Here is a 24429-nt window from a genome sequence, read left to right on the forward strand (position 1 = left end):
GATTTTTTATACAAACAAAATGAAAGAAATGGAATTTTGGATGCAGACGATGGAAGGTAGGTCTGATGCAAAACAGTGCATTTCTAAAATACATTTTTTCTTTCTATGATAAAAACAGTCTTTCCAATGTTTGACAAGATATCTGTACCGTTCGCCGAAGTATGGATGCATGATAAGGATTGTTAGGCGCACTTAGAATTTCATACAGCAATAGCCAACGCTGGCACAGGGACGTGCCGGCGAGGCGCATATGAACATGGATGTGAATTTGCGCCGGTTGGCAGATAAAATAATATTAATACTGAAATTCTTAGTGCGCCTTACTATCTTTATGCAGCATCCACACTCGACGGACGGTGCAGATATCCTCGTCAAAGCAAGCGGAAAGACAGTTTATAATCAAGAAAAAATGTATCTAAGAAATGCTGCTATTTTGTATCCTATAACCTACCTTCCACCGTCTGCATCTGAAATCCATAATCTTATCGTTTATTTTGTTTTATATAAAAGAGCAGGATTGTGCAATAAAAACGCAAATATCACGGAAGAAACTTCCTAAAACTTCGTATATAATAACAGTATCATACAAAGAACGAAGTGTAAATACAGGAATAATGGAAATATGGAGGATGAGAACATGAAGAAAAAATGGTGGCATGACAAGGTGGCATATCAGATTTATCCAAAGAGCTTTCAGGACAGCAACGGAGATGGAATCGGTGATTTGAGAGGAATCATATCCAGATTGGATTATTTAAAGGAACTGGGTATCGATATCGTATGGCTTTCACCGATTTATAAATCCCCATTTGTAGACCAGGGATATGATATTTCAGATTATTATAATATTGCTGAAGAATTCGGAACCATGGAAGAGTTTGATGAGTTGCTTGCGGAAGCAAAGAAACGTGATATGTATATCGTAATGGATCTGGTGGTAAATCATTGCTCCGACCAGCATGAGTGGTTCCGGAAAGCACTGGCAGACCCGGATGGAGAGTATGCAGATTATTTCTATTTTGTGAAAGGAAAAGATGGCAAGGCTCCAAGTAATTACCGTTCCTATTTTGGCGGAAGTACCTGGGAGAAGGTGCCAAACAGTGATAAATACTATCTTCATATGTTCGCCAAAGAGCAGCCGGATTTAAACTGGGAGAATCCGGTAGTACGTCAGAAAATCTATGAAATGGTGAACTGGTGGTTAGACAAAGGCGTGGCAGGATTCCGTATAGATGCAATTATCAATATCAAGAAAGATATTAACTTCCCGTCCTTTGAGCCGGATGGACCGGATGGACTTGCAACCTGTATCAAGATGGTGGAAGCAGTAAATGGAGTAGGAGATTTCTTAGAGGAATTAAAGCATGAGACCTTTGAGAAGCACGATGCCTTTACAGTAGGAGAAGTCTTTAATATGAAGGAAGATGAACTCTTGGAATTTATCGGAGAGGATGGACATTTCTCTACGATGTTTGATTTCAGCGCCCATGTGCTTACTTTTGGTGAGCATGGCTGGTACGACCAGAAACCATTACGTTTTGAGGAATGGCGGAAAGTAATTTTCGATTCCCAGCAGGAATTACAGGGAAAATGCTTTAAGGCAAACATTATTGAAAATCATGATGAACCAAGAGGAGCAACTCATTATCTGCCGGAGCATGCCAGAAATGATGCAGGAAAGAAGATGCTTGGAACCGTATCCGTTCTTTTGCGTGGAATTCCATTTATCTATCAGGGACAGGAAATCGGGATGACCAACTGCAAACGAAATGATATTTCAGAATATGATGACATCAGCACCATCGACCAGTATCAGGAGGCGTTGCGTGCAGGACTCAGTGAAGAAGAAGCACTGAAATGCTGTTATGAGAACAGCCGCGATAATGCCAGAACACCAATGCAGTGGTCCGATGGAAAAAATGGCGGATTTACAGATGGAACTCCATGGCTTGCCATGAATCCGAATTACATGGAAATCAATGTAGCAGCCCAGGAACATAAGGCAGATTCTGTATTGGCTTATTATAGGAAATTAATTGCACTGCGTAAGGCAAAAGAATACAAAGATACTTTCACTTATGGTATTTTTAAACCAAAATATGAAAATGCAGATGACATATTTGCTTTTGAACGGGTAAATGAAGAAAGCGGTCAGAAGCTTTTGATTCTTGCAAACTTTGGAACAGAAGAGCATACCATCACATTAGAGCAAAGAATTGCCAAGGTATTGTTAACCAATGAAGGCCGCCAGGAAGCAATCAATGCTGAGGCAGCCTTAAATGGAACAATTACATTAGACAGCTGTGAAACCGTTGTCTTAGAATTAGAAAAGTAAGATTTGTGGAAGCAATTTAATCTGGAAATTTATTCCATAATCTTGCCATCAACAGAGATGGTAACAACCTGCCATGGAATCATTTTCCCGCTTTGCTTTAAGGCATTCTGGACAGCCATTACAATGCCGCCACAGCACGGAACCTCCATGCGCACAATACTGATATCTCTGATATTGTTATTGCGGATAATTTCAGTAAGCTTTTCACTGTAATCCACATCATCCAGTTTGGGACATCCAATCAGGGTGATGTGGTTTTTTATGAATTTTTCATGGAAATTGCCATAGGCAAAAGCTGTACAGTCTGCAGCAATCAGCAGTCTTGCATTGTCAAAATACGGAGCATTTGTAGGTGCTAATTTAATCTGAACCGGCCACTGGGTAAGCTGGCTTTCCGGTGCGTTTCCTGCTGTGACTGCGTTGGATGCAGTATCGGATGTGGTATTAGAGCCTGCAGAAGTATTTTCCGTGTTTTTACGCTGCATGGAGCGCATCCGGCTGCCCGGACATCCGCTGAAAACCGGAGCTGCGTGATTGGCTGAAACTGCAGGTTTTACCGAAGCCGCTTCACGGTTCTTTAAGTGCTCTTTTACAGCGGCTTCGTCATAAGCTGCGGCTTCCCTCTGTACAAAGGTAATAGCACCGGTAGGACATGCCGGAAGACAGTCACCTAACCCATCGCAGTAATCCTCTCTTAAAAGCTGGGCTTTTCCATCGACCATGCCGATGGCACCTTCGTGGCAGGCGGATGCACATAAACCGCATCCATTACATTTTTCTTTATCAATATGAATTATTTTACGAATCATTTTAGATTCCTCCTCGTTGATTTTGTATAGTCAGTATACTATAATAGCAATAAATAATCGGTTGGAAAAACAACGGAGGTTATAAAATGAAAAAATTTCCTGTAGAAATGAAAAATTCACCTTTTTTTGAAGGAATTGAGGAAACAGAAGAGGAGAAAGTCTTAAAGGGATTAGATGCCCATGAGATGACTTATGATAAAGAAAATTATATTCTGCACTGCGGAGAGCAGGTAAAAGAAATGGGGCTGCTGGTTTCTGGCGGACTTTTGATTGTGCAGGAGGATTTCTGGGGAAACCGGAATCTGGTTGCAAAAATAGAACCGGGGGATGTTTTTGCAGAGACTTTTGCCTGTATGCAGAGGCGGAATATTAATGTAAGTGTGATTGCAGAAGAGGCAGCAAATGTGCTGTGGCTGAACGTTCGGAATATATTGGATGCAGATGGAGAAACGGAAGGCTGGAAGCTGGTTCTGCTTCGGAATTTATTAGAGAATATGGCAGAAAAGAATCTTCGCTTTAATGAAAAATTAACCCATATGGGAAAACGCAATACCAGAGAAAAGTTATTGTCCTATCTGTCAGCAGAGGCACAGAAGCATGGAACATCAGAGTTTGATATTCCATTTTCCAGACAGCAGTTAGCAGATTATCTTTCTGTGGAACGGAGTGCGATGTCAACGGAGCTTGGAAAATTAAGAGATGAGGGACGGCTTTCTTTCCGGAAGAATCATTTTTGCCTGAACAGAGATGCATATTTATAATAGAAGAAAATGCACTTTTGAGAAATTGTACTGAATTCAAAACTTGATTTTTATTTAAAAGAGGGTACAATAATATGCAGTTAAAATAATACATAGAAAAAGAGGAGAGAAAGATATGTTTGGTTTTGGTCAACTGATTGATATTTTAAAGAAAAGCCCAAAGAAAATTGTGTTTACAGAGGGAAATGACCCAAGAATTTTAGAGGCAGCATCCCGCCTGCTGGCAAGTAATTTCTTAAGCCCGATTCTGGTTGGAAATGAGGCTGAGATTCAGAAAGCAGCAGAGGAGAGCGGATTTAATATTCGCGGAGCCAAAATTATCGATCCATTACATTTTGAAAAATTTGATGAAATGGTTACCATGTTCTGTGATTTAAGAAAGAGCAAAGGCGTAACACCGGAGCAGGCAAAAGGAATTCTTTCACAGGCTAATTATTTCGGAACCATGTTAGTAAAAATGGGATATGCTGATGCACTGTTAGGTGGAGCAACCTATTCTACAGCAGATACTGTTCGTCCAGCGTTACAGTTAATTAAGACAAAACCGGGTAACAGCATTGTATCATCCTGCTTTATTCTGGTACGTCCTTCTGCAACCGGCGAGAATGAAGTACTGGCAATGGCTGACTGTGCAATCAACATTCATCCGACAGAAGATGAACTGGTTGAAATTGCCGGAGAAGCAGCAGAGTGTGCAAAGATATTCGGTGTAGATCCAAAGGTGGCATTCTTAAGCTATTCTACATTAGGCTCCGGAAAGGGCGAGGATGTAGATAAGATGCGTAATGCTGCAAACAAGACAAGAGAAAAATATCCGGAGCTTCCAATCGAGGGAGAGCTTCAGTTTGATGCAGCCGTATCTCCAAGAGTTGCACGTACCAAATGTCCGGAATCCAAAGTGGCAGGACATGCAAATACATTTATTTTCCCGGATATCAATGCAGGAAATATTGGATATAAGATTGCGCAGCGTCTTGGTAACTTTGATGCATATGGTCCGATTCTTCTTGGATTAAATGCACCAATCAATGACTTATCCCGTGGATGTAATGCATCAGAAGTATATTCCATGGCAATTATTACAGCTGCATTAGCGTAAGCTGTTAGAATGAAAAGGTGACGGTATGCATAACGAATTAACACAAAGTGATATCAAGAAGATGGAAGAAGAAATTGAATATCGGAAATTAGTGGTACGAAAGAATGCAATCCGTGCTGTACAGGAAGCAAGAGAACAGGGTGACTTAAGTGAAAACTTCGAGTATTATGCTGCCAAGAAAGATAAGAATAAAAACGAAAGCAGAATTCGTTATTTAGAGCGCATGATTCGTACTGCAGTCGTGGTATCAGATGACTCTAAGGAAGACGAGGCAGGTATCAATAATACGGTGACGGTTTATGTTGAAGAAGATGATATGGAAGAATCCTTCAAATTGGTGACTACCATGCGTGGAAATTCGCTGAAAGGATTAATCAGTATCGAATCTCCTATGGGGAAAGCAGTGCTTGGCCATAAGGTAGGAGACCGTGTCAGTGTGAAGGTAAATGACGATTACAGTTATGATGTTATAATCCGTAAAATTGAAAATACCGGAGAAGAGAACGAGAAAATCCGAAGCTTCTAAAAGATAATAAGAATAAGAATAAGAATAAGAATAAGAACCGGAAAACGGTTTAAAAAGGCGAGAAGAGGTCTGTAAAAGGTGATGCTTTTGCAGGCTTCTTTTTTTACGTTACAGGAAATTGCTTTCCTGTAACGTAAAAAACGCTCCGCGAGGATGTACCAAGGTGTATCCTGTTTTGTATATTTTGCACAAATTGTGAAATGGATTTTTGTGAATGAAAATGACGGAATATGATTGACTATGACTGTTTTTGAACGTATAATAAAACCATAGAAAGCAGAAAATAGAAAAAAGGAATGGGAGGGATGATATGCTGACAGAGGAAAGATATGGAAAAATCCTTTCCCTGCTGGAAGAACAGGGCAGTGTTAAAGTGACTGAGCTGATGCAGCTTTTAGATGCTTCCGAGTCAACGGTACGAAGAGATTTGAATGCTTTAGACGAAAATGGAAAGCTTTTGAAGGTTCATGGCGGTGCAATTTTAAGAGGAACAGTTTTTCATACACAGGATGATGATGTGCCACTTCGAAGAAACATGCATCGTGATGAGAAGGCAGTCATAGCGAAGTATGCAGCATCGTTAATTACAGCAGATGATTTTATTTATCTTGATGCGGGAACCACAACAGACTGTATGATTGATTTTATGGATGTGAAGCCATCCTGTGTGGTAACCAACGCAGTAGCCCATGCAAAACGGCTCTCTGAACTGGGGTGTGAGGTTTATATCATTGGCGGAGAGTTCAAGGCATCCACAGAAGCTGTGGTAGGTGCTGAGGCAGTGGAGTCCTTAGATAAATATAATTTTACAAAAGGCTTCTTCGGAACCAATGGAATTAATGTAGAAAAAGGATATACCACACCGGATGTCAAAGAGGCCATGGTAAAGAAGAAAGCAATGGCAAATTGCAGACAGTGTTATATTCTGGGAGATAAGAGCAAATTTGCACAGATATCCAGTGTGACATTTGCACCATTTGCTTCAGCAGATGTGATTACAACAGGTCTTACGTTAGAATCTTATCGGAAGTATAAAAATATAAAGGAGGTGGAAGAATGATTTATACCGTAACGTTTAATCCGTCATTGGATTATGTGGTGGATGTAAAAAACTTCAAAACCGGTCAGGTAAATCGGACGGAACAGGAGAAAATGTTCCCGGGAGGAAAGGGAATCAACGTATCCATCGTACTGAATCATCTGGGATTAAAGAGTACCGCCTGGGGCTTTTTAGCTGGCTTTACCGGAGAAGAAATCAGTAAGCGTCTGGATGAAGAGGGTGTAAATACCGATTTCATTCAGGTAGAGGAAGGAATATCAAGAATTAATGTGAAGCTTCGGTCCACTGAAGAAACAGAAATCAATGGCCAGGGACCGATGATTCGCAGCACAGATATCGAGAAACTTTATGCTAAATTAGATGCTTTAAAAGCCGGTGATGTGCTGGTATTGGCAGGAAGTATACCGGATGTTATGCCGCAGTCCATATATATGGATATCATGAAATACCTGGAAGGAAAGGATGTCATGATTGCTGTAGATGCAACCAGAGAACTTCTGGCAAATGTACTTCCGCTTCATCCATTCCTGATTAAACCGAATAATCATGAATTAGGACAGTTATTTGGTGTGACAATCAGCAGCAAAGAGGATGTAAAGAAATACGCAGCGAAGCTGCAGGAGCAGGGTGCAAGAAATGTACTTGTTTCCATGGCAGGTGACGGGGCTGTGCTTTTGACAGAAGAGGGAAAAGCTTTTGAGAGCGAAGCTCCGAAGGGTAAAGTAAAGAATTCCGTAGGAGCAGGAGACTCCATGGTGGCAGGTTTCCTGGCAGGATATTTAAAGAATAAGGATTATGCGCAGGCGTTTAAGATGGGAGTCTGTACCGGAAGCGCCAGTGCATTTTCAGAAGAACTTGCAACGAAAGAAGAAGTAGAACAATTATTAAAGAATCATGCATTTCCATTTTAAGAAAAAGGAGGAAGGTATATGAGAATCAGAGATTTGCTGGCACCGGAAAGCATTCAGTTGAATGGTTCAGCAACCGGAAAGGAAGATGTATTAAACCAGATGGTTTCCCTGATGGTAAAGAGTGGAAAAATTACAGATGAAGAGACTTACCGGAAAGGAGTCTTTGCAAGAGAGGAAGAGAGTACCACAGGAATTGGAGAGGGCATTGCAATTCCTCATTGCAAATCAGCAGCCGTAAAGAAACCGGGATTAAGTGCAATGGTATTAAAGGATGGGGTAGATTTTGATGCCTTAGATGGAGAGAAAGTTCATTTAATATTCTTAATTGCAGCACCGGATACAGAAGATAATGTACATCTTGATGTATTAAGCCGTCTGTCTGTTCTTCTGATGGATGAGAATTTCACCAACGGATTAAAACAGGCAGCTTCGGTAGAGGAATTCTTAAAAGTCATTGATGAAGCAGAGTCTGAGAAGGAAGAAAAGGAAGAACAGAAGGAAGCAGAAATAAAGGAACCGGAAGAAAATCAGAAAAAGATTCTTGCAGTAACCGGATGTCCGACTGGAATTGCCCATACATACATGGCAGCAGAAAGTCTGGAAAAGAAGGCAGCAGAATTAGGTTGCTTTATTAAGGTGGAAACAAGAGGCTCCGGCGGAGCAAAAAATGTGCTTACTGCAAAAGAAATTGAAGAGGCAGACTGTATTATTGTAGCAGCCGATACCAAAGTCCCGATGGATCGTTTTGCCGGAAAACCGGTTATCATCTGTCAGGTTTCCGATGGAATCAGTAAAGCAGATAAATTAATACAGCGCGCTATGGCAAAGGATGCACCAATTTATAAAGGCAGCGGCGAAGCATCAGAAAGTGAAAGCATGGGCGGAGAAAGTTTTGGACACAAAGTTTACAAGCATCTGATGAACGGTGTTTCCCATATGCTTCCGTTTGTTGTCGGTGGTGGTATTATGATTGCCATTGCATTCTTAATCGACAGCTTTGGTGTAGACCTTGCATCACTTCCTACGGATGAGCGTGCTAATTTTGGTACAATTCTTCCGGCAGCAGCATTCTTTAAGTCCATTGGAGGACTGGCATTTGGCTTTATGCTTCCTGTACTGGCTGGCTATATTGCCATGAGTATTGCAGACCGTCCGGGACTGGTAGTAGGTTTCGTTGGAGGAGCAATTGCAGCAAATGGAAAATCAGGTTTCCTTGGAGCCTTAGTAGCCGGATTTGCCGCAGGTCTTATCATCCAGTTATTAAAGAAAATCTTTGACAAACTGCCAAAAGGCCTGGATGGATTGAAACCGGTTCTACTGTATCCGCTGCTTGGTGTATTGTTAATAGGTGCATTGATGACCTTTATCATCGAACCACCGGTCGGAGCTTTGAATATTGCAATTAATACAGGACTGGCACATATGAATGGTGTAAGCTCGGTATTACTGGGAGCATTGGTAGCTGGAATGATGGCTGTGGATATGGGTGGTCCTTTAAATAAGGCAGCATATGTATTTGGAACTGCATCCATTGCCGCTGGAAACTATAATATTATGGCAGCCGTTATGATTGGAGGTATGGTACCACCAATTGCCATTGCACTTGGAACCTTATTTTTCAAAAATAAATTTACAGCAGAAGAAAGAAAAGCCGGACCGACAAACTTTATTATGGGATTATCCTTTATTACAGAAGGTGCAATACCGTTTGCAGCAGCGGATCCGCTGCGCGTGATTCCAGCCTGTGTGGTAGGTTCTGCAATTGCAGGAGCAATGTCTATGGCATTTAACTGTACACTGATGGCGCCACATGGTGGAATCTTCGTATTCTTAGTAATGGGTAATGCAATCTGGTATCTTTTATCATTGATTGTAGGTTCAGCAGTATCTTGTCTGCTTTTGGGATTGTTAAAAAAGAAGATTGTATGATATAATAAATGATGTACTCACGAATAGTGAGCATAAGCGAGTCAAAATACTTGCAAATTAAAACTATGGTATAAAAAACGGGAAAAAATATAACTTTTTAGGAGGAAGAATATGAAGGAATTTACTTACACAATCACAGATGAGCAGGGAATCCATGCAAGACCGGCAGGATTACTGGTAAAGGAAGCTGCAGGATTTGCAAGTGCAATTACCATTGAAAAGGATGGTAAGAAAGTAGATGCAAAGAGAATCCTTGGCGTTATGGGGCTGGGTGCTAAGAAAGGTGCAGAAATCACACTTCGTGCTGAAGGTGAAGATGAAGATGCAGCAATTGAAAAATTAAGTGCATTCTTACAGGAGAATCTGTAAAGCCAGGAAGAATATTTAAGCTGAAGTGCATTTCGGAAAAGGTGTTCACAGCGATGAAAAGGGACCTGTCACTTATGATAAGTGGCAGGTCCTTTTATGATGATTTGTATTATTTTAAAATTCCTTAGTTATTTGAGATAAATGTTAATTCATCAGAGGAATAGAATGTCTCATAAGAATCATAATCACGTACTTCAAATTTAATAGAAGCATTGGTTACATCATCAATAGATGTAATATCATCATTTGCTTCAATTGACATAAAGGTACCGGTTCCAGGAAGAAGATATCCATATCCGTAATCATCCTGCATAAAGTCATTGATTGAGAAATCATCGGATTCAGCAACACAGGTTTTATCTGTAGTGTTCTCAATATAGAATACAAATACAAGTGTATCATCCCAACCGGTTGTTGTGCCGACATAATATGCATTGATGCCATTAGAGGAATCTAATGCAACTGCACCCGGAACAGAGGAAATAGAGAATGGGGTATAGGAATCGGAAAGATTGATATCCTGTACAACACCATCATCAATCAAAGTATCATAAGTATCAGAATCATAGAAGCTTACCTGAAGTTTAATATTATCGATGCTGTCAAAACCGGTTAAAGTGAAATCATCAGAAGAAATGCTAAGTTCTTCGTTGCTTTTTTTGCCGGCAGCGACGTCACCTGAAATATAACCATACATGGTTACACCATTGATTGCACAATAATCAACATTGATTCCAAGGTCGTTAGAAGTATTGTTTTCAACAGTAACTTTAATTTCCGGAATTACAGAATCATCATAGTAGCTGTATACAATACTGGTAGCTGTAATGGTAACATCATTAGCTGAGTATAATACAACATTATCTAAAGGAACTTCTTTGTCATCGCCATAGCTGTAATCACTGTAATCACTGTCATCATAGTCATCACTATCATCTGAATCGGAATCAAAATCAAAGTCATCAAGATCAGATGTGATACCACTGTTGTCAAAAAGTTCTTTTCCAGCATTGCTTAAGGTTTTAGAAACATTGATAACTGCATATACAATAACACCGATAGAAAAGATGGTTGCCAGAATGGAAATGATTAATCCGGCAATTGCTGCACCACGAAGGTCACGGTTCTTACCCATTCCAAGAATGGAAAGAATGATAGCAGCGATACCAAGAATGATTCCGATAATTGGAACAAACCATCCGAAAGGTAAAGCTGCGATACCAAGAATCAGACCAAGGACACCAAAAACACAGGATTTTTTCGGCGCATTACCATTGGTATTGTAGGAAGGTGCTGCATTGTAGCTGTTTCCATTATAGGTGTTTCCATTGTTAAATGCCTGCTGTCCGTAATCTGGCTGATTGTAAGCCGACTGATTATAAGCGTTCTGATTAAAGCTGTTTGGATTATAATCGGTCTGGTTGAATGCCTGCTGCTGATTTGCATTTGGTGCATCATAGGTCTGAGGACCATTTTCCGGCTGGTTGTACGTCTGCTGCTCAGGAGCCGGCTGACCATAGTTCATCTGAGCATTGTTGTCTGGGCTGGGAGTTCCGGCAGGTTCATTTCCGGAAAACCATTTGGGTTGTCGTTTACATTTTCTCCATTTAAATTATACATAACTTTCTCCTTTTCATATATTATGTGAATGGTTACACTCTACTAAGGTATCATATTAAAGTCAGCTTGACAATGTTTTTCTTTTTTTTGCGTTTTTTACAGAAAAAATCAAAAATTTATAAAAATACATTGACATCATCACTTTACAGTGATAAACTATGCTCAATTAATGAACTGAATAAATAAAATCAGTGAGCAAAAGTAGTACGGTAAATGATTTCTTTACAGAGAGCCGGCGTTGGTGGAAGCCGGTAAGATAGTTTATTCGGAATGGATTTGTCAGATGCAAAGTGAACAATAGTAGCGGATGCCGTTTTCCCACGTTACAGGGACGAGGATATCGAAGGAGACTTCTGTATCCAAGAGGTTATGTTTGAATTAGTGGCGGATATTTTCTGATTGAAAATATCCGCTTTTTAGTTACTTACAGGTAAAAAGCAGACATAGCGAAGATGGGTGGCACCACGCGATAAGCGTCCCTGACTGGAAAAGAACATTTTCCGGTCAGGGACTTTTTCTTTGCACGAGCAGTATTTATAAAGCCGGTTTATAGGAGGATGATTATGGTAAGAAACAGAAAAGTATTCAAAAAAACAGTGAGCATTGTCAATGAAAAATCAACAGACATGTACGAAAGTCTGGTAGGAGATAAAAAAGGCTTCCTGTTAGAAAGTTACGATAAGAATTATGACCGCTATACTTTCTTTGGCATGGAGCCGGAAGAAATTGTAACATCAAGAGGAAATGCACTGGTGATTACAAAAGCAGATGGCACAGAGGAAGTAAGAGAAGGAAATCCGCTGGAGCGTCTGAAAGAATATTACAGTGAATTTCATATCGAAAAAGAAGATGAAGAGCTGTCCTTCTCCGGTGGACTGGTTGGAAATCTTGGATATGATTTCGTAAGATATTCTGAAGTGCTTCCGGACAATAACCCGGATGAAATCGGAATCGAAACCATACAGATGATGTTGATGACTTCTTTCCTTATGGTAGACCATGTAGCAGAAACACTGACTGCTGTAGTATTAGAAGAGCCTTCGGAAGAAGGAAGAGAGCAGGCAATGGAAAAGGCAGGACAGATGATAAAGAAAGCCATGGAGAAGAAGGAATGCAAACGGAACTTCTACCACGATGGAAAAATTATTAAGAAGTCAGACAGTATCGAAGAATATGGCGAAAAGGTAGAGAAAATCAAACATTATATCAGAGAAGGTCATGTGTTCCAGACCGTATTGTCACAGCGCTGGACGATTGAAACCAGACAGACCGGTTTTGAATTATATAAGGAATTAAGAGAATTAAATCCTTCTCCATATCTTTATTATTTTAATTACGGAACCTTTGAAGTAATCGGAAGTTCACCGGAAATGATTGTAAAGAAGCAGGGAAATAAAGTGTTCACCTGTCCGATTGCAGGAACCCGGAAGAGAGGAAAAGATGGAGCAGAAGACAAACGGCTACGGGATGAACTACTTTCCGATGAAAAAGAGCGGGCAGAACATGTTATGTTAGTAGACCTTGCAAGAAATGATATGGGAAGAATCAGTGAATTTGGAACCGTAAAGGTAACACAGTTTATGGAAGTACAGAATTATTCCCATGTAATGCATATTGTTTCCCAGGTAGAGGGACGCAAGAAAGGAGAATCCCATCCATTAGATTTGGTGGCATCCTTCCTTCCGGCAGGACCTTAAGCGGAGCACCAAAGATTCGAGCCATGGAAATCATTGATGAATTAGAAAGTGTACGAAGAGGCTTATATGGTGGAGCAACCGGATATATTGATTTCGGTGGAGACATGGATTTCTGTATTACAATCCGGACCATGGTAAAGAAAGGAAATGAGGTATACCTTCAGGCAGGAGCCGGAATCGTAGCAGATTCCGTACCGGAAAATGAATATTATGAATGCTGCAATAAAGTAATGGCATTGGCAAAGACTTTGGTTGAGGAGGAGAACTTATGATACTGCTGATTGATAACTACGATTCATTTACCTATAACCTGTATCAGTATATAGGAACTTTTACGAAGGACATTATCGTAAAACGGAATGACAAGATTACAATAGAAGAAATCCGCACCATAAACCCGGAACGCATCATTCTTTCTCCGGGACCAAAAGCACCGAAGGATGCCGGCATCTGTATGGATGTGGTGAAGGAATTTTGTAAGACAATTCCAATCCTTGGCATCTGCTTAGGACATCAGTGTATCGGGGAAGCCTTTGGCGGCGTAGTGAGCTATGCAAAGGAATTATATCATGGAAAACAGTCCCTGATTGCCCATGACGGCACAGGAATCTTTCAGGGAATTGAAAGTCCGATTCAGGTGGCAAGATATCATTCCCTGGCTGTTCAGAAAGATAGTCTTCCGGAGTGCCTTGTGGTAACGGCGGAGACAGAGGATGGAGAAATCATGGCAATGCGCCATAAAGATTATCCGGTAGCTGGATTACAGTTCCATCCGGAATCCATTTATACACAGCATGGAAAGCGTATGATAGAGAATTTCTTGAATGGGAGGATATAGAACATGATATTAGATGAAATTGTTGCAGATAAAAGAGAGCAGCTATTTCGTGATAAGCAGAAAACAGATCTGACCGTGATGCGGACTTTGGCAGAAGAGAAGTTAAGGGAAGAAGCAGCAAAGAAAGAAAATGTAAGAAGCTTTTATCAGAATCTTGCCAAAGATGGACTTTCCATTATCGGAGAATTTAAAAATGCATCCCCAAGCCTTGGAAAGATAGAAAGCAGGATTACATTGGAAGAGCGGATGGAAGATTATACCGCTTCTGTGGATGCGGTATCCTGCCTGACAGAAGAGAAGCATTTCCTTGGAAATACTGATTATTTCCGGAAAGTAAGAAATCTGACTCCGCTTCCAATGTTACGGAAAGATTTCATGATTGAAGAATATCAGTTTTATGAAGCAAAAGCCATTGATGCAGATGCGGTATTACTGATAGCAGCAATCTTAGATGACAAGGAAATGTATGACTTTTATCAGCTTGCAAAGGAATTAAAGTTAGATGTACTGGTGGAAACCATGATGAATGGGAAATGGAACGGGCATTGAAGCTGGATGCAGACATCATTGGAATCAACAACCGTAATCTTAAAGATTTTACCATTTCGCTGGAACGAACCAAAACACTTTCTAAGATGGTGCCAAAGGATAAACTCTTAATCGCAGAAAGCGGAATTGTAAGAGATGATGATGTGGCATATCTTGCAGATTGCGGTGTCAGCGGATTCTTAATCGGAAGAGCATTTATGGAACATGAAAATCCCAAGGCACTGGCAGCCCACTGGAAACAGGTTTATAAGGAAGCCGCAAAGTAAGGAGAAATGGCATGACAAAGATTAAGATTTGTGGCATCACAAGAGAATCTGAGACAGAAGTGCTGAACCGGATGCAGGTAGATTATGCAGGCTTTGTATTCTTTGAAAAAAGCAAACGAAACGTTTCGATAGAGCAGGCAAAAGAAATTAAGAAACATTTGAAGCCTTCTATTAAAACTGTGGCAGTTACTGTAAATCCGGCACTGGATTTGATAGATGAAATCATAGAAGCAGGTTTTGATATTCTGCAGATTCATAAGATGCAGGAATTCCATGAAAATCTTAAAATTCCGGTCTGGGTAGCATATCAGGTGCGAAACAGGGAAGAAGCGGAAGAAATAAATGTTCCGGATGGTATTTCCGGCATTTTATTAGACGCACCGGAATATGGCAGTGGAAAGACTTTTTCCTGGCAGGATTTTCCGATGAAAAAAAGAAGGGAATGGCAGGAAAGAAGGATACCATTTATTTTAGCCGGCGGCTTAAGCAGTGAAAATGTAGAAGAAGGTATCCGGTTATTTGAACCTGATGTAGTAGATGTCAGTTCTTCGGTAGAAGGAGAACATGGAAAAGATTATAAAAAAGTAGAAGCATTTGTAAGAAAGGTGAGAGAACATGAATAAGAAGAGTTATTATGGAGCATTTGGTGGACAGTATGTAGCAGAATCATTGATGAATACTTTAAAAGAGTTGGATGATGCTTTTGAAAAGTATACAAAGGATGAAGAATTTTTAAAGGAAGTGGACTATTATCTGAAACAATATGTAGGAAGAGAGACACCACTTTATTTTGCCAGCCGTCTGAGTGAGGCATATGGAACAAAGATTTATTTAAAAAGAGAGGATTTAAACCATACCGGAGCCCATAAGATTAACAACGTAATCGGTCAGATTCTTCTGGCAAAGAGAATGGGAAAAACCAAGGTAATCGCAGAAACCGGAGCCGGTCAGCATGGTGTGGCAACCGCAACAGGAGCAGCTCTTTTTAATATGGAATGTACTGTATATATGGGAGCGGAGGATATGAAACGTCAGTCGCTGAATGTAATGCGTATGGAAATGCTGGGAGCTAAAGTAGTGCCGGTTACATCCGGAAGTAATACCTTAAAGGATGCTACCAATGAGGCAATTCGTACCTGGGCAAAAACTGCAGAAGATACCTTTTATGTAATCGGTTCCGCTGTTGGACCCTATCCTTATCCGAAGATGGTAAAATATTTCCAGAGCGTCATCAGCAAAGAAGCAAAGAAACAGATTTTAGAGCAGGAAGGAAGACTGCCGGATGTGGTTATGGCATGTGTTGGCGGAGGTTCTAATTCTATCGGAATGTTTGCAGATTTTATTGAAGAAAAGGACGTAAAACTGATCGGTGTGGAAGCTGCCGGAAAGGGAATTGAGACAGGAGAGCATGCCAGTGCCATGGCATTGGGCGAGCCTGGCGTATTACATGGTATGCGTTCTTATTTATTACAGGATGAGGATGGAAATGTACAGCTTGCCCATTCCATTTCCGCAGGACTGGATTATCCGGGTGTTGGACCGGAGCATGCCTATCTTAAGGACAGCGGCAGAGCAGAATATGTTGCAATCAAGGATGATGAAACCATGGATGCATTAATGGAGCTTTGTAAATTAGAGGGTATCATACCGGCAATCGAAAGTGCCCATGCAGTGGCATATGCAAAGAAGCAGGCGAAGAAAATGAAGCCGGATGATATTATGGTGGTTTGCCTTTCCGGAAGAGGCGACAAGGATGTAAATACAATTGCAGATTATCTTGCAGGAAAGGGTTATTTAAACTAGGAGGTGCAGCATGAACAGAATCGAAGAAAAATTAGCACAGTTAAAAGAACAGAACAAAAAAGCATTTATTACATATATGACAGCAGGAATGCCGGACTTTGATAAAATGCAGGAGATTATCCGCACACAGGAGCAGGCGGGGACAGACATCATCGAGCTTGGAATTCCATTTTCAGACCCGGTAGCAGATGGCACGGTCATTCAGGATGCTTCCTATCATGCCATCTTAAAAGGTGTGAATTTAAAGAAAGTATTAGAAGCCATGAAAAAGCTTCGCAGTGCAAAAATTGAGATTCCAATTGTATTTATGATGTATTACAATACCATACTTCACTATGGTGTGGAAGCCTTTGTGGATGCATGTATTGAAAGCGGAGTAGACGGACTGATTATTCCGGATCTGCCATTAGAGGAACAGGATGAGATAAAGGAATTTTTACAGAAGGAAAATGCACCGATTCTTATCCAACTGGTATCTCCGGTTTCGAAAGACAGAATCCCTGAGATTTTAAAGGATGCAAGAGGATTTGTTTACTGCGTATCTTCCATGGGTGTAACCGGACAGGAAGCAACCTTCCATAAGAGTGTAATTGATTATCTTGGCAGTGTAAAAGAAGTATCAAAGATTCCTGTTATGATGGGCTTTGGTATCCGTACTGCAGAGGATGTTGCACCGATGAAGGATATTATCGATGGAGCGATTGTAGGCTCACATTTCATCAGACTGATGGAAGAAAATGATTATGATTTACAGAAAATTGGAACTTATTGTGGCACATTTAAAAAAGAACTGAATCAGTAAAGGGGAAATTTGCGATGAAAGAATATATTGAACTGGTTGCAGAAGGAAAAGATTTAACAGAAGAACAGGCAAAAGCAGCAATGGAAATCTTATTAAGCGGGGAAGCATCCCAGGCACAGATTGGTGCTTTTTTAATGGGACTTCGTATGAAAGGAGAGACCTTAGATGAATTAACCGGGTTTGCAGGAGTACTCCGGGATAAGGCAGATACTATTTTACCGAAGGTTTCTAATTATGTGGATCTGGTTGGAACCGGTGGAGACTGTACTTATACTTTTAATGTGTCTACCACTTCTGCATTTGTCGTTGCAGCAGCCGGACTCCCGGTAGCAAAGCATGGCAATCGTTCCATTTCTTCAAAGAGCGGAGCCGGTGATGTATTAGAGGCACTGGGCGTAAATATTATGGCAGAGCCTGCAAAAGTAGAAGCCTGCGTGGAGAAAGCCGGAATCGGATTTATGTTTGCACAGCTCTTTAACAAATCCATGAAATATGTAGGTCAGGCAAGAAAGGAAATGGGTGTGCGTACTGTGTTCAATATTTTAGGACCTCTTGCCAATCCTTCCAGAGCAAAAAATATGGTGGTAGGTGTTTATGATGCAGCCCTGACAGAAAAAATTGCCCTTGCCATGAGCAGGCTTGGCGTTGAACGTGCCTTTGTAGTAAGCGGCAAAGACAATATGGATGAAATCACAACCACAACCGAGACCGTAATATCTGAAATCAAGGACGGGAAAGTAAATACATTTACCATAACACCGGAGCAGTTTGGTTTAAAACGTGCTTCCTTAGAAGAACTGCGTGGTGGCGATGGAACAGAAAACGCCGTTATCACAAAGAAAATTCTCTCCGGAGAAGAAAAAGGCGCAAAACGCGACATCGTATTACTGAATGCCGGTGCAACCCTGTATGTTGGTGGAGCAGCATCCACCATTGAAGATGGAATTGCCCTTGCAAAAGAAGCAATCGACAGTGGAAAAGCAGCAGGGAAGTTATCAGAGCTGGTGAAGGTATCAAACGAAGCGTAAAAACAGAAATATATCTGCACCGTAAAAATGAAATGTTAACCTTTTGCAAAATACAGGTTGACAATATAAACCAGAATACCCTATAATACCCTATGGATAAAATCTATAGGGTATTTTTAGGCGATTGTGAAAAGAAATACCAATATTACCAATAAAATATTCAGATATTCAAAGGACTATATTTTATCCGGCACCAGATGTCAGCAATTCTTAGCGGCATGTTTTCCTTGAATGCAGACTGTCTTTCCGTTGCTTTGACTTAGATAGCGGCACTGTCCGTTGAATACGGATGCAGCCGAACGTCTGCAAGGGGCACTAAGAATTTCGGAACATATATGGATTCGTCTGGCAACCGGCGCATATTCACATCCATGTTCAGATGCGCCTCGCTGGCACATCCCTGTGCCAGCGTTGCCGGGTGACAGACGAAATTCCAAGTGTCCCTAACAGTCATTCTAATGCATCCGTACCTTCAACGGACAGCGCCGCTATCTTGTCAAACATTGGAAAGACTGTTTTCATAGCAAAAAGGAAAACATGCTGTTTAGAATTGCAGCATCTGGTGGCTTAAAAGATAGTCTTTTGAATAGCTGAAATTTTAGTGAATGATAGGGTATTTCCTTTCATAATCGCCTGAAAAAAACACAATGATAGGAGCATTATTATGGAAAAAAGAAAAATAACAACACAGCAGATGGCACTGGTTGCTATCATGACAGCACTTACCTGTATCCTGGCACCATTTTCATTGCCGATTGGTCCGGTGCCGATTTCACTTACCAATCTGGTTATCTATTTCTCACTGTACCTGCTGGGATGGAAGCTTGGAACTTTAAGCTACGTCATTTACCTCCTGATTGGACTGGTTGGTGTACCGGTATTTTCGGGATTTTCCGCAGGACCGGCGAAACTTTTTGGCCCAACCGGTGGATATTTAATCGGATTTATCCCAATGGCAATCATTGCCGGTATTGTAATTGATAAATATACTGAGAAATGGCTCTTATGTCTGCTGGCAATGATTGTTGGAACGATTGTCTGCTATGCGTTAGGAACAGCATGGCTTGCTTATGAAGCAAAGATGGACATGATGGCAGCATTATGGGCTGGTGTAATTCCTTTTATTCCTGGTGACCTGGTAAAAATGGCACTGGCAATTTTAATTGCACCAAAAATCAGAGCTCAGGTATGCAGGGCAAGATAATTTTTCATAGTTTTTAGAGCAGTTTTTTCCAGACGGCTGACCTGAGCCTGGGAAATATGAATCTCATCAGCAATCTCCATCTGGGTTTTGCCTTCAAAGAACCGTAGCTTAACGATATGATTTTCTCTGTCGTTGAGCCGGTTCATTGCATCGGAGAGGGCAAGCCCTTCCACCCAGTTATCTTCTTTATTCTTTTTATCACTAATCTGATCCATCACATAGAGTGTATCACCACCATCCGTATAGACCGGGTCATAAAGACTGACCGGACTTTGAATGGCATCTAGGGCATAGACGATTTCTTCTTTGGTAAGTCCGGCTTCTTTTGCAATTTCCTGTAAAGTAGGCTCCTGCATGGAATTTTTCATCAGGATTTCTTTGGCATGAATGGCTTTATAGGCAGTATCCCGCAGGGAACGGCTGACACGGATGCTGTTGTTATCCCGCAGATAGCGGCGGATTTCGCCAATAATCATAGGGACGGCATAGGTGGAAAATTTTACCCCCAGTGTATCATCAAAATTGTCAATGGACTTAATCAGTCCGATACATCCAATCTGAAAGAGGTCATCAATATTTTCCTGATTTCCGGAAAAACGTTTAATCACACTTAAGACCAGACGAAGATTCCCTTTGATATATGTTTCTCTTGCAGTCATATCCCCCTGTTTGATTCTGGCAAATAGAGCAGCCTTTTCTTCCTCCTTTAGGATTGGAAGCTTTGCGGTATTTACGCCGCAGATTTCAACTTTGTAGACGGACATGATGCGTACCTCCGGGTTAAAATGTTTTTGCAGCCATTGGCTGATACAGAAAGGATGTCCTTATTTACATAAAAATATGCCGGAAACAATAAAAATTTAATAATTTTTCATCTTGAAAAACGAATGGGTGAAAGCTATGATATACATAAAGAGAAAAAATGGAAGTGGAATAATATGCAGGATGCAATAGATAAGAGAAATGAAAGAGATCGAATTGCTCATAGTATTGTGAAACGCTGGAATGTTCATTACATGTCAGAAGAAGAGATTTTAGCAGCACGCAGGAAACAGCAGGATGAACAGCGGGCACAGGAGATTCTTGATCGTCTTGCAAGAGTGGCTGCAGAGGAAGAAGAAAAAAAGCAGCGTGAGATTGATGCGGCAGTAAGGCGGCAGATTGAGGAAGAAAGAGCACGTTTACAGAAAAAAGAAGTAGCTGAAATGATTTCAGATGATAAGTTATCTGCTATTTTAGGAGAAAAGAGTCCTGAACGAAAAGAAACACCGCAGGCAGCGGAAGTGTCACAGGAGGTGGAAACACCGCAGGCAGCGGAGAAACAGACAGACAGTGGAGAACAAGTGTCTGAGGTTATAGAAGCGACCGTTGAAACAGAACAGGAATAAGTCAGGTTCTAAGGGACAAAATTTCATTCATATATTGTAATAAGAAGTGAAACTGGAGCAGTAAGTATGGATGATGCATTGTTGTTACAGAAGTACCATGGATTAGGGAATGATTATCTTGTGCTTGACCCGAATAAGAATAAGATACATTTATTGGAACGTCATATTGTAAAGCTGTGCAGAAGAAATATTGGTGCAGGAGCTGATGGCATTTTATATGGACCGATATGGCAGGATGAGAAGCTTTATGTAAAGATATTTAACCCGGATGGAAGTGAAGCAGAGCGCAGCGGAAATGGTGTTCGGATTTTTGCAAAATATTTATTAGATGCCGGATATATCAGACACAGACCGTTTAGCCTTTATACCAAGGCAGGCGAAGTAAGGATTGATTTTTTAAATGAAGACGGAAGTCTTATGAAAGTAAATATGGGAATACCACAATTTACCGGAGGGGTACTTGCTTATGTAGGTACGCCTCCGGAAATTATAAACAGGCCTCTGGTTTTTCATGACCATCCTTACCGGGCAACCTGTGTTTCCATGGGAAATCCGAACTGCGTGATTCATTTAGATGAAATCAGTAAAGAAAAGGCAATGGAATTAGGACCTTATGTGGAAAATGCATCTTATTTTCCAAACCGGATTAATATGCAGCTTTGTAAAGTAATGGATAGAGGTCATATCCGGGTGGAAATCTATGAGCGGGGAGCCGGATATACCTTAGCTTCCGGAACCGGAGCCTGTGCAGCAGCGGCAGCATCCCATAAGCTGGGACTGGTGGATGACAGAATTGAAGTCACGATGCCGGGTGGGCAGTTACTGATAGAAATCGGAGAGGATGGCAGCGTGTTCCTTACCGGAGAGGTGCAGAAAATCGGAACAATTCTGATGGCAGAACACTTTCTGGCGTAGTTGACAACTGCTTGCCTTTGAGTATAAAATGGAAAAATAGAATGCTCAGAAAGGAACATGAGAAAGAATGAGAAAGATACTGGATTTAATAACAGATGAGATGGTGAAAGCATTTGAAGCAGCCGGACTTGATGCAAAATATGCAAAAGTAACTGTTTCAAACAGACCGGACTTATGTGAATATCAGTGCAACGGCGCTATGGCTGCTGCAAAAGAATATAAGAAAGCACCGATTATGATTGCGGAGGAAGTAGTAGCACAGCTTAAGGATAACGCAATGTTTGAATCCGTAGAAGCTGTAAAACCTGGCTTCCTTAACTTAAAGCTGAATAATGAATTTGTGGCTTCCTATATCAGTAAGATGCAGGAGGATACAGAGCGTTTAGGCTGTGATAAGGTGGAAAATCCAAAGACCATCATGATTGACTATGGCGGACCAAACGTTGCAAAACCACTTCATGTAGGACATTTACGTTCTGCTATTATCGGTGAAAGCATCAAACGTATTGGTAAATTCATGGGACACAATATGATTGGTGATGTGCATCTGGGTGACTGGGGTCTTCAGATGGGACTGATTATTACTGAGCTAAAGCTCCGTAAACCGGAACTTTGCTATTTTGATGAAGATTATGAGGGAGAATATCCGGTTGAGCCTCCATTTACCATTTCCGAGCTGGAAGAAATTTATCCGACAGCCAGCGGAAAATCCAAAGAGGATGCAGCTTATAAAGAAGCTGCCATGCAGGCAACTTATGAACTGCAGCATGGAAGAAGAGGCTATCAGGCATTACTTTCCCATATTTTAAATGTATCTGTAACGGATTTAAAGAAGAATTATGCTAATTTAAATGTATCTTTTGAATTATGGAAGGGTGAGTCTGACGCACAGCCATATATCCCGGACATGGTACAGAAGATGAAGGATGACGGTTATGCATATATCAGTGATGGTGCACTGGTAGTAGATGTCAAAGAAGAGACTGATACGAAAGAGATCCCGCCATGTATGATTTTAAAATCCGATGGGGCTTCTCTTTATAACACAACAGACCTTGCGACGATTGTATGGCGTATGAAAGACTATCATCCGGATAAAATTATCTATGTAGTGGATAAACGTCAGGAGCTGTATTTTACACAGGTGTTCCGTTGTGCCAGAAAGACACATCTTGTGGATGATGATACAGAGCTTCAGTTTTTAGGTTTTGGTACCATGAATGGAAAAGACGGAAAACCATTTAAGACCAGAGAGGGTGGTGTCATGCGGTTAGAGACACTGCTTTCCAGCATCAATGATGAGATGTACCGCAAGATTACAGAGAATCGTACGGTAGAAGAAGCGGAAGCAAAGGCAACCGCAAAAGTAGTTGCACTTTCAGCAGTAAAATACGGAGACCTTTCCAATCAGGCTTCCAAGGATTATATTTTTGATATCGACCGTTTTACTTCATTTGAAGGAAACACAGGCCCATATATTCTTTATACGATTGTCCGAATCAAATCCATTCTGAACAAATATAAAGAAGCAGGAAAAGAAGCAGGAACAGCAGCAATTCTTCCGGCACATTCCGAAAGCGAGAAGGCATTGATGTTAGAGCTGACCCGTTTCAATGCCATGATGGAAAATGCCTACGAAGAGACAGCACCACATAAGGTATGTTCTTATATCTATGACCTGGCAAATGCATTGAATCATTTTTATCATGAGACAAAGATTATGGCAGAAGAAGACGAGGCAGTGCAGGCTTCCTATGTTCGTTTATTAACACTGACCAGGCGGACATTAGAGGTTTGTATCGATGTATTAGGTTTCTCTGCACCAGACAGAATGTAAAGGAAAATATATGATTGACAATAGAATGGGTGCCATCTTTGATTTAGATGGCACTCTTTTAGACTCCATGGGAGTATGGCGGAAAATTGATGAGGATTTTCTTGGCAAAAGAGGATTTATTGTGCCGGATGATTATCTGGTAGCAATTACTTCAAAGAACTTTGATGTGGCAGCAGAATATACCAAAGAGCGTTTTAATCTGCCGGAGTCCGAAGAAGAGATTATCAAAGAATGGTTTGATATGGCGATTGAATCTTATACCAATGAAGTAAAGTTGAAAGCCGGTGTTATAGATTACCTGAAGCAATTAAAGGCAGAAGGAGTTAAGATCGCAGCAGCAACTTCTTCCGATGAGAGGCTGTTTCGTCCCTGTCTTACCCATTGCGGCATCATGAAATATTTTGATGCATTTACAGTGACGCAGGAAGTGAGACGGGGAAAGGGATTCCCGGATGTGTACCAGCTTGCAGCAGAAAAGCTTTCTTTGAAACCAAAGCAGTGTGTGGTATATGAAGATATTTTAAAAGGTGTGGAAGGTGCAAAGATGGATGATTTCTATGTGGTAGGTGTGGAAGATATCCATTCCTCCTATGAGAAAAATGAAATCATGCAGCTATCTGACCGCTATATCCTAAGCTTTGAAGAATTATTAGATTAATTCCGTCACACAAAAAACACAGTTT

Annotated in this window: 23 protein-coding genes, 2 pseudogenes and 1 other annotated feature; of the genes and pseudogenes, 21 read left to right on the forward strand and 4 right to left on the reverse strand. The window is 40.9% G+C overall.

The window, feature by feature from the left end:
- The first annotated feature begins 256 nt into the window (after positions 1-256).
- Positions 257-559: a hypothetical protein gene (locus DW059_RS01440; protein WP_117697096.1), complete on the forward strand. Its 303-nt coding sequence runs from the start codon at positions 257-259 to the stop codon at positions 557-559.
- Between the two features lie 78 nt (positions 560-637).
- Positions 638-2335 carry an alpha-glucosidase gene (locus DW059_RS01445; protein WP_117697099.1) on the forward strand — a complete coding sequence of 566 codons (1698 nt, stop codon included), beginning with the start codon at positions 638-640 and terminating at the stop codon, positions 2333-2335.
- A 29-nt stretch (positions 2336-2364) separates the two neighbouring features.
- Here the strand turns inward: DW059_RS01445 and DW059_RS01450 are convergent, their stop codons facing one another.
- Positions 2365-3144 (reverse strand): ATP-binding protein, encoded by a 780-nt coding sequence (locus DW059_RS01450; protein ID WP_117697101.1) that lies wholly within the window; start codon positions 3142-3144, stop codon positions 2365-2367.
- Positions 3145-3230: 86 nt separating this feature from the next.
- Between DW059_RS01450 and DW059_RS01455 the strand changes: the two genes are divergently transcribed.
- The 7 genes from DW059_RS01455 to DW059_RS01485 all read left to right on the forward strand — a co-directional run bounded on the left by DW059_RS01455 (position 3231) and on the right by DW059_RS01485 (position 9799).
- On the forward strand, positions 3231-3905 hold the full coding sequence (locus DW059_RS01455; RefSeq protein ID WP_117697103.1) for a Crp/Fnr family transcriptional regulator: 675 nt from the start codon (positions 3231-3233) through the stop codon (positions 3903-3905).
- 115 nt (positions 3906-4020) lie between these two features.
- On the forward strand, positions 4021-5004 hold the full coding sequence (gene pta, locus DW059_RS01460; protein WP_117697104.1) for a phosphate acetyltransferase: 984 nt from the start codon (positions 4021-4023) through the stop codon (positions 5002-5004).
- A gap of 25 nt (positions 5005-5029) precedes the next feature.
- On the forward strand, positions 5030-5530 hold the full coding sequence (locus DW059_RS01465) for a GreA/GreB family elongation factor (RefSeq protein ID WP_117697105.1): 501 nt from the start codon (positions 5030-5032) through the stop codon (positions 5528-5530).
- A gap of 310 nt (positions 5531-5840) precedes the next feature.
- Positions 5841-6590 carry a DeoR/GlpR family DNA-binding transcription regulator gene (locus DW059_RS01470; protein ID WP_117697107.1) on the forward strand — a complete coding sequence of 250 codons (750 nt, stop codon included), beginning with the start codon at positions 5841-5843 and terminating at the stop codon, positions 6588-6590.
- Positions 6587-7501 (forward strand): 1-phosphofructokinase, encoded by a 915-nt coding sequence (gene pfkB / locus DW059_RS01475; RefSeq protein WP_117697109.1) that lies wholly within the window; start codon positions 6587-6589, stop codon positions 7499-7501. The genes DW059_RS01470 and pfkB overlap by 4 nt, the downstream gene beginning before the upstream one ends.
- Positions 7502-7519: 18 nt before the next feature.
- Entirely contained in the window at positions 7520-9430 is a 1911-nt protein-coding gene (locus DW059_RS01480; RefSeq protein WP_117697110.1) for a PTS fructose transporter subunit IIABC, read from the forward strand.
- Between the two features lie 111 nt (positions 9431-9541).
- Complete coding sequence (locus tag DW059_RS01485; RefSeq protein ID WP_117697112.1) at positions 9542-9799, forward strand: HPr family phosphocarrier protein; 258 nt, start codon at positions 9542-9544, stop codon at positions 9797-9799.
- 124 nt (positions 9800-9923) lie between these two features.
- Here DW059_RS01485 and DW059_RS01490 read toward each other — a convergent pair whose 3' ends face one another.
- Complete coding sequence (locus DW059_RS01490) at positions 9924-11324, reverse strand: hypothetical protein (protein ID WP_117697113.1); 1401 nt, start codon at positions 11322-11324, stop codon at positions 9924-9926.
- A 277-nt stretch (positions 11325-11601) separates the two neighbouring features.
- Positions 11602-11903, forward strand: a binding site (T-box leader).
- A gap of 142 nt (positions 11904-12045) precedes the next feature.
- Here DW059_RS01490 and trpE point away from each other — a divergent pair.
- The 7 genes and pseudogenes from trpE to trpD all read left to right on the forward strand — a co-directional run bounded on the left by trpE (position 12046) and on the right by trpD (position 18402).
- Positions 12046-13388, forward strand: a pseudogene (gene trpE / locus DW059_RS01495) (anthranilate synthase component I).
- Positions 13385-13954 carry an anthranilate synthase component II gene (locus tag DW059_RS01500; RefSeq protein WP_117697115.1) on the forward strand — a complete coding sequence of 190 codons (570 nt, stop codon included), beginning with the start codon at positions 13385-13387 and terminating at the stop codon, positions 13952-13954. Before trpE ends, DW059_RS01500 begins: the two are co-directional and overlap by 4 nt.
- 3 nt (positions 13955-13957) lie before the next feature.
- Positions 13958-14769, forward strand: a pseudogene (gene trpC / locus DW059_RS01505) (indole-3-glycerol phosphate synthase TrpC).
- 11 nt (positions 14770-14780) lie between these two features.
- A complete protein-coding gene (locus tag DW059_RS01510; protein WP_117697117.1) occupies positions 14781-15392 on the forward strand; it encodes a phosphoribosylanthranilate isomerase in 612 nt (203 codons plus the stop codon).
- On the forward strand, positions 15385-16572 hold the full coding sequence (gene trpB / locus DW059_RS01515) for a tryptophan synthase subunit beta (RefSeq protein WP_117697119.1): 1188 nt from the start codon (positions 15385-15387) through the stop codon (positions 16570-16572). The genes DW059_RS01510 and trpB overlap by 8 nt, the downstream gene beginning before the upstream one ends.
- Before the next feature lie 10 nt (positions 16573-16582).
- Positions 16583-17374 carry a tryptophan synthase subunit alpha gene (gene trpA / locus DW059_RS01520; protein WP_117697121.1) on the forward strand — a complete coding sequence of 264 codons (792 nt, stop codon included), beginning with the start codon at positions 16583-16585 and terminating at the stop codon, positions 17372-17374.
- A 14-nt stretch (positions 17375-17388) separates the two neighbouring features.
- Positions 17389-18402, forward strand: a complete 1014-nt coding sequence (gene trpD, locus DW059_RS01525; RefSeq protein WP_117697123.1) for an anthranilate phosphoribosyltransferase — start codon at positions 17389-17391, stop codon at positions 18400-18402.
- 259 nt (positions 18403-18661) lie between these two features.
- Here trpD and DW059_RS15800 read toward each other — a convergent pair whose 3' ends face one another.
- Positions 18662-18856, reverse strand: coding sequence for a hypothetical protein (locus tag DW059_RS15800; protein ID WP_147326016.1), 195 nt, complete (start codon positions 18854-18856; stop codon positions 18662-18664).
- A 210-nt stretch (positions 18857-19066) separates the two neighbouring features.
- Here DW059_RS15800 and DW059_RS01530 point away from each other — a divergent pair, with 210 nt between their 5' ends.
- Complete coding sequence (locus DW059_RS01530) at positions 19067-19606, forward strand: biotin transporter BioY (RefSeq protein ID WP_117697125.1); 540 nt, start codon at positions 19067-19069, stop codon at positions 19604-19606.
- Here the strand turns inward: DW059_RS01530 and sigG are convergent.
- Positions 19585-20370: an RNA polymerase sporulation sigma factor SigG gene (gene sigG / locus DW059_RS01535; protein WP_022242606.1), complete on the reverse strand. Its 786-nt coding sequence runs from the start codon at positions 20368-20370 to the stop codon at positions 19585-19587. The genes DW059_RS01530 and sigG overlap by 22 nt on opposite strands.
- 174 nt (positions 20371-20544) lie before the next feature.
- Here sigG and DW059_RS01540 point away from each other — a divergent pair, with 174 nt between their 5' ends.
- The 4 genes from DW059_RS01540 to DW059_RS01555 all read left to right on the forward strand — a co-directional run bounded on the left by DW059_RS01540 (position 20545) and on the right by DW059_RS01555 (position 24404).
- Positions 20545-20994: a hypothetical protein gene (locus DW059_RS01540; protein WP_117697127.1), complete on the forward strand. Its 450-nt coding sequence runs from the start codon at positions 20545-20547 to the stop codon at positions 20992-20994.
- 66 nt (positions 20995-21060) lie between these two features.
- Positions 21061-21909 (forward strand): diaminopimelate epimerase, encoded by an 849-nt coding sequence (gene dapF, locus DW059_RS01545; protein ID WP_117697129.1) that lies wholly within the window; start codon positions 21061-21063, stop codon positions 21907-21909.
- 67 nt (positions 21910-21976) lie between these two features.
- Complete coding sequence (gene argS / locus DW059_RS01550) at positions 21977-23746, forward strand: arginine--tRNA ligase (protein WP_117697131.1); 1770 nt, start codon at positions 21977-21979, stop codon at positions 23744-23746.
- A 10-nt stretch (positions 23747-23756) separates the two neighbouring features.
- Positions 23757-24404, forward strand: a complete 648-nt coding sequence (locus DW059_RS01555; protein ID WP_117697133.1) for an HAD family hydrolase — start codon at positions 23757-23759, stop codon at positions 24402-24404.
- Positions 24405-24429: the final 25 nt, after the last annotated feature.

Source organism: Roseburia sp. AF42-8 (assembly GCF_003435965.1).
Classification (GTDB): domain Bacteria; phylum Bacillota; class Clostridia; order Lachnospirales; family Lachnospiraceae; genus Roseburia_C; species Roseburia_C amylophila.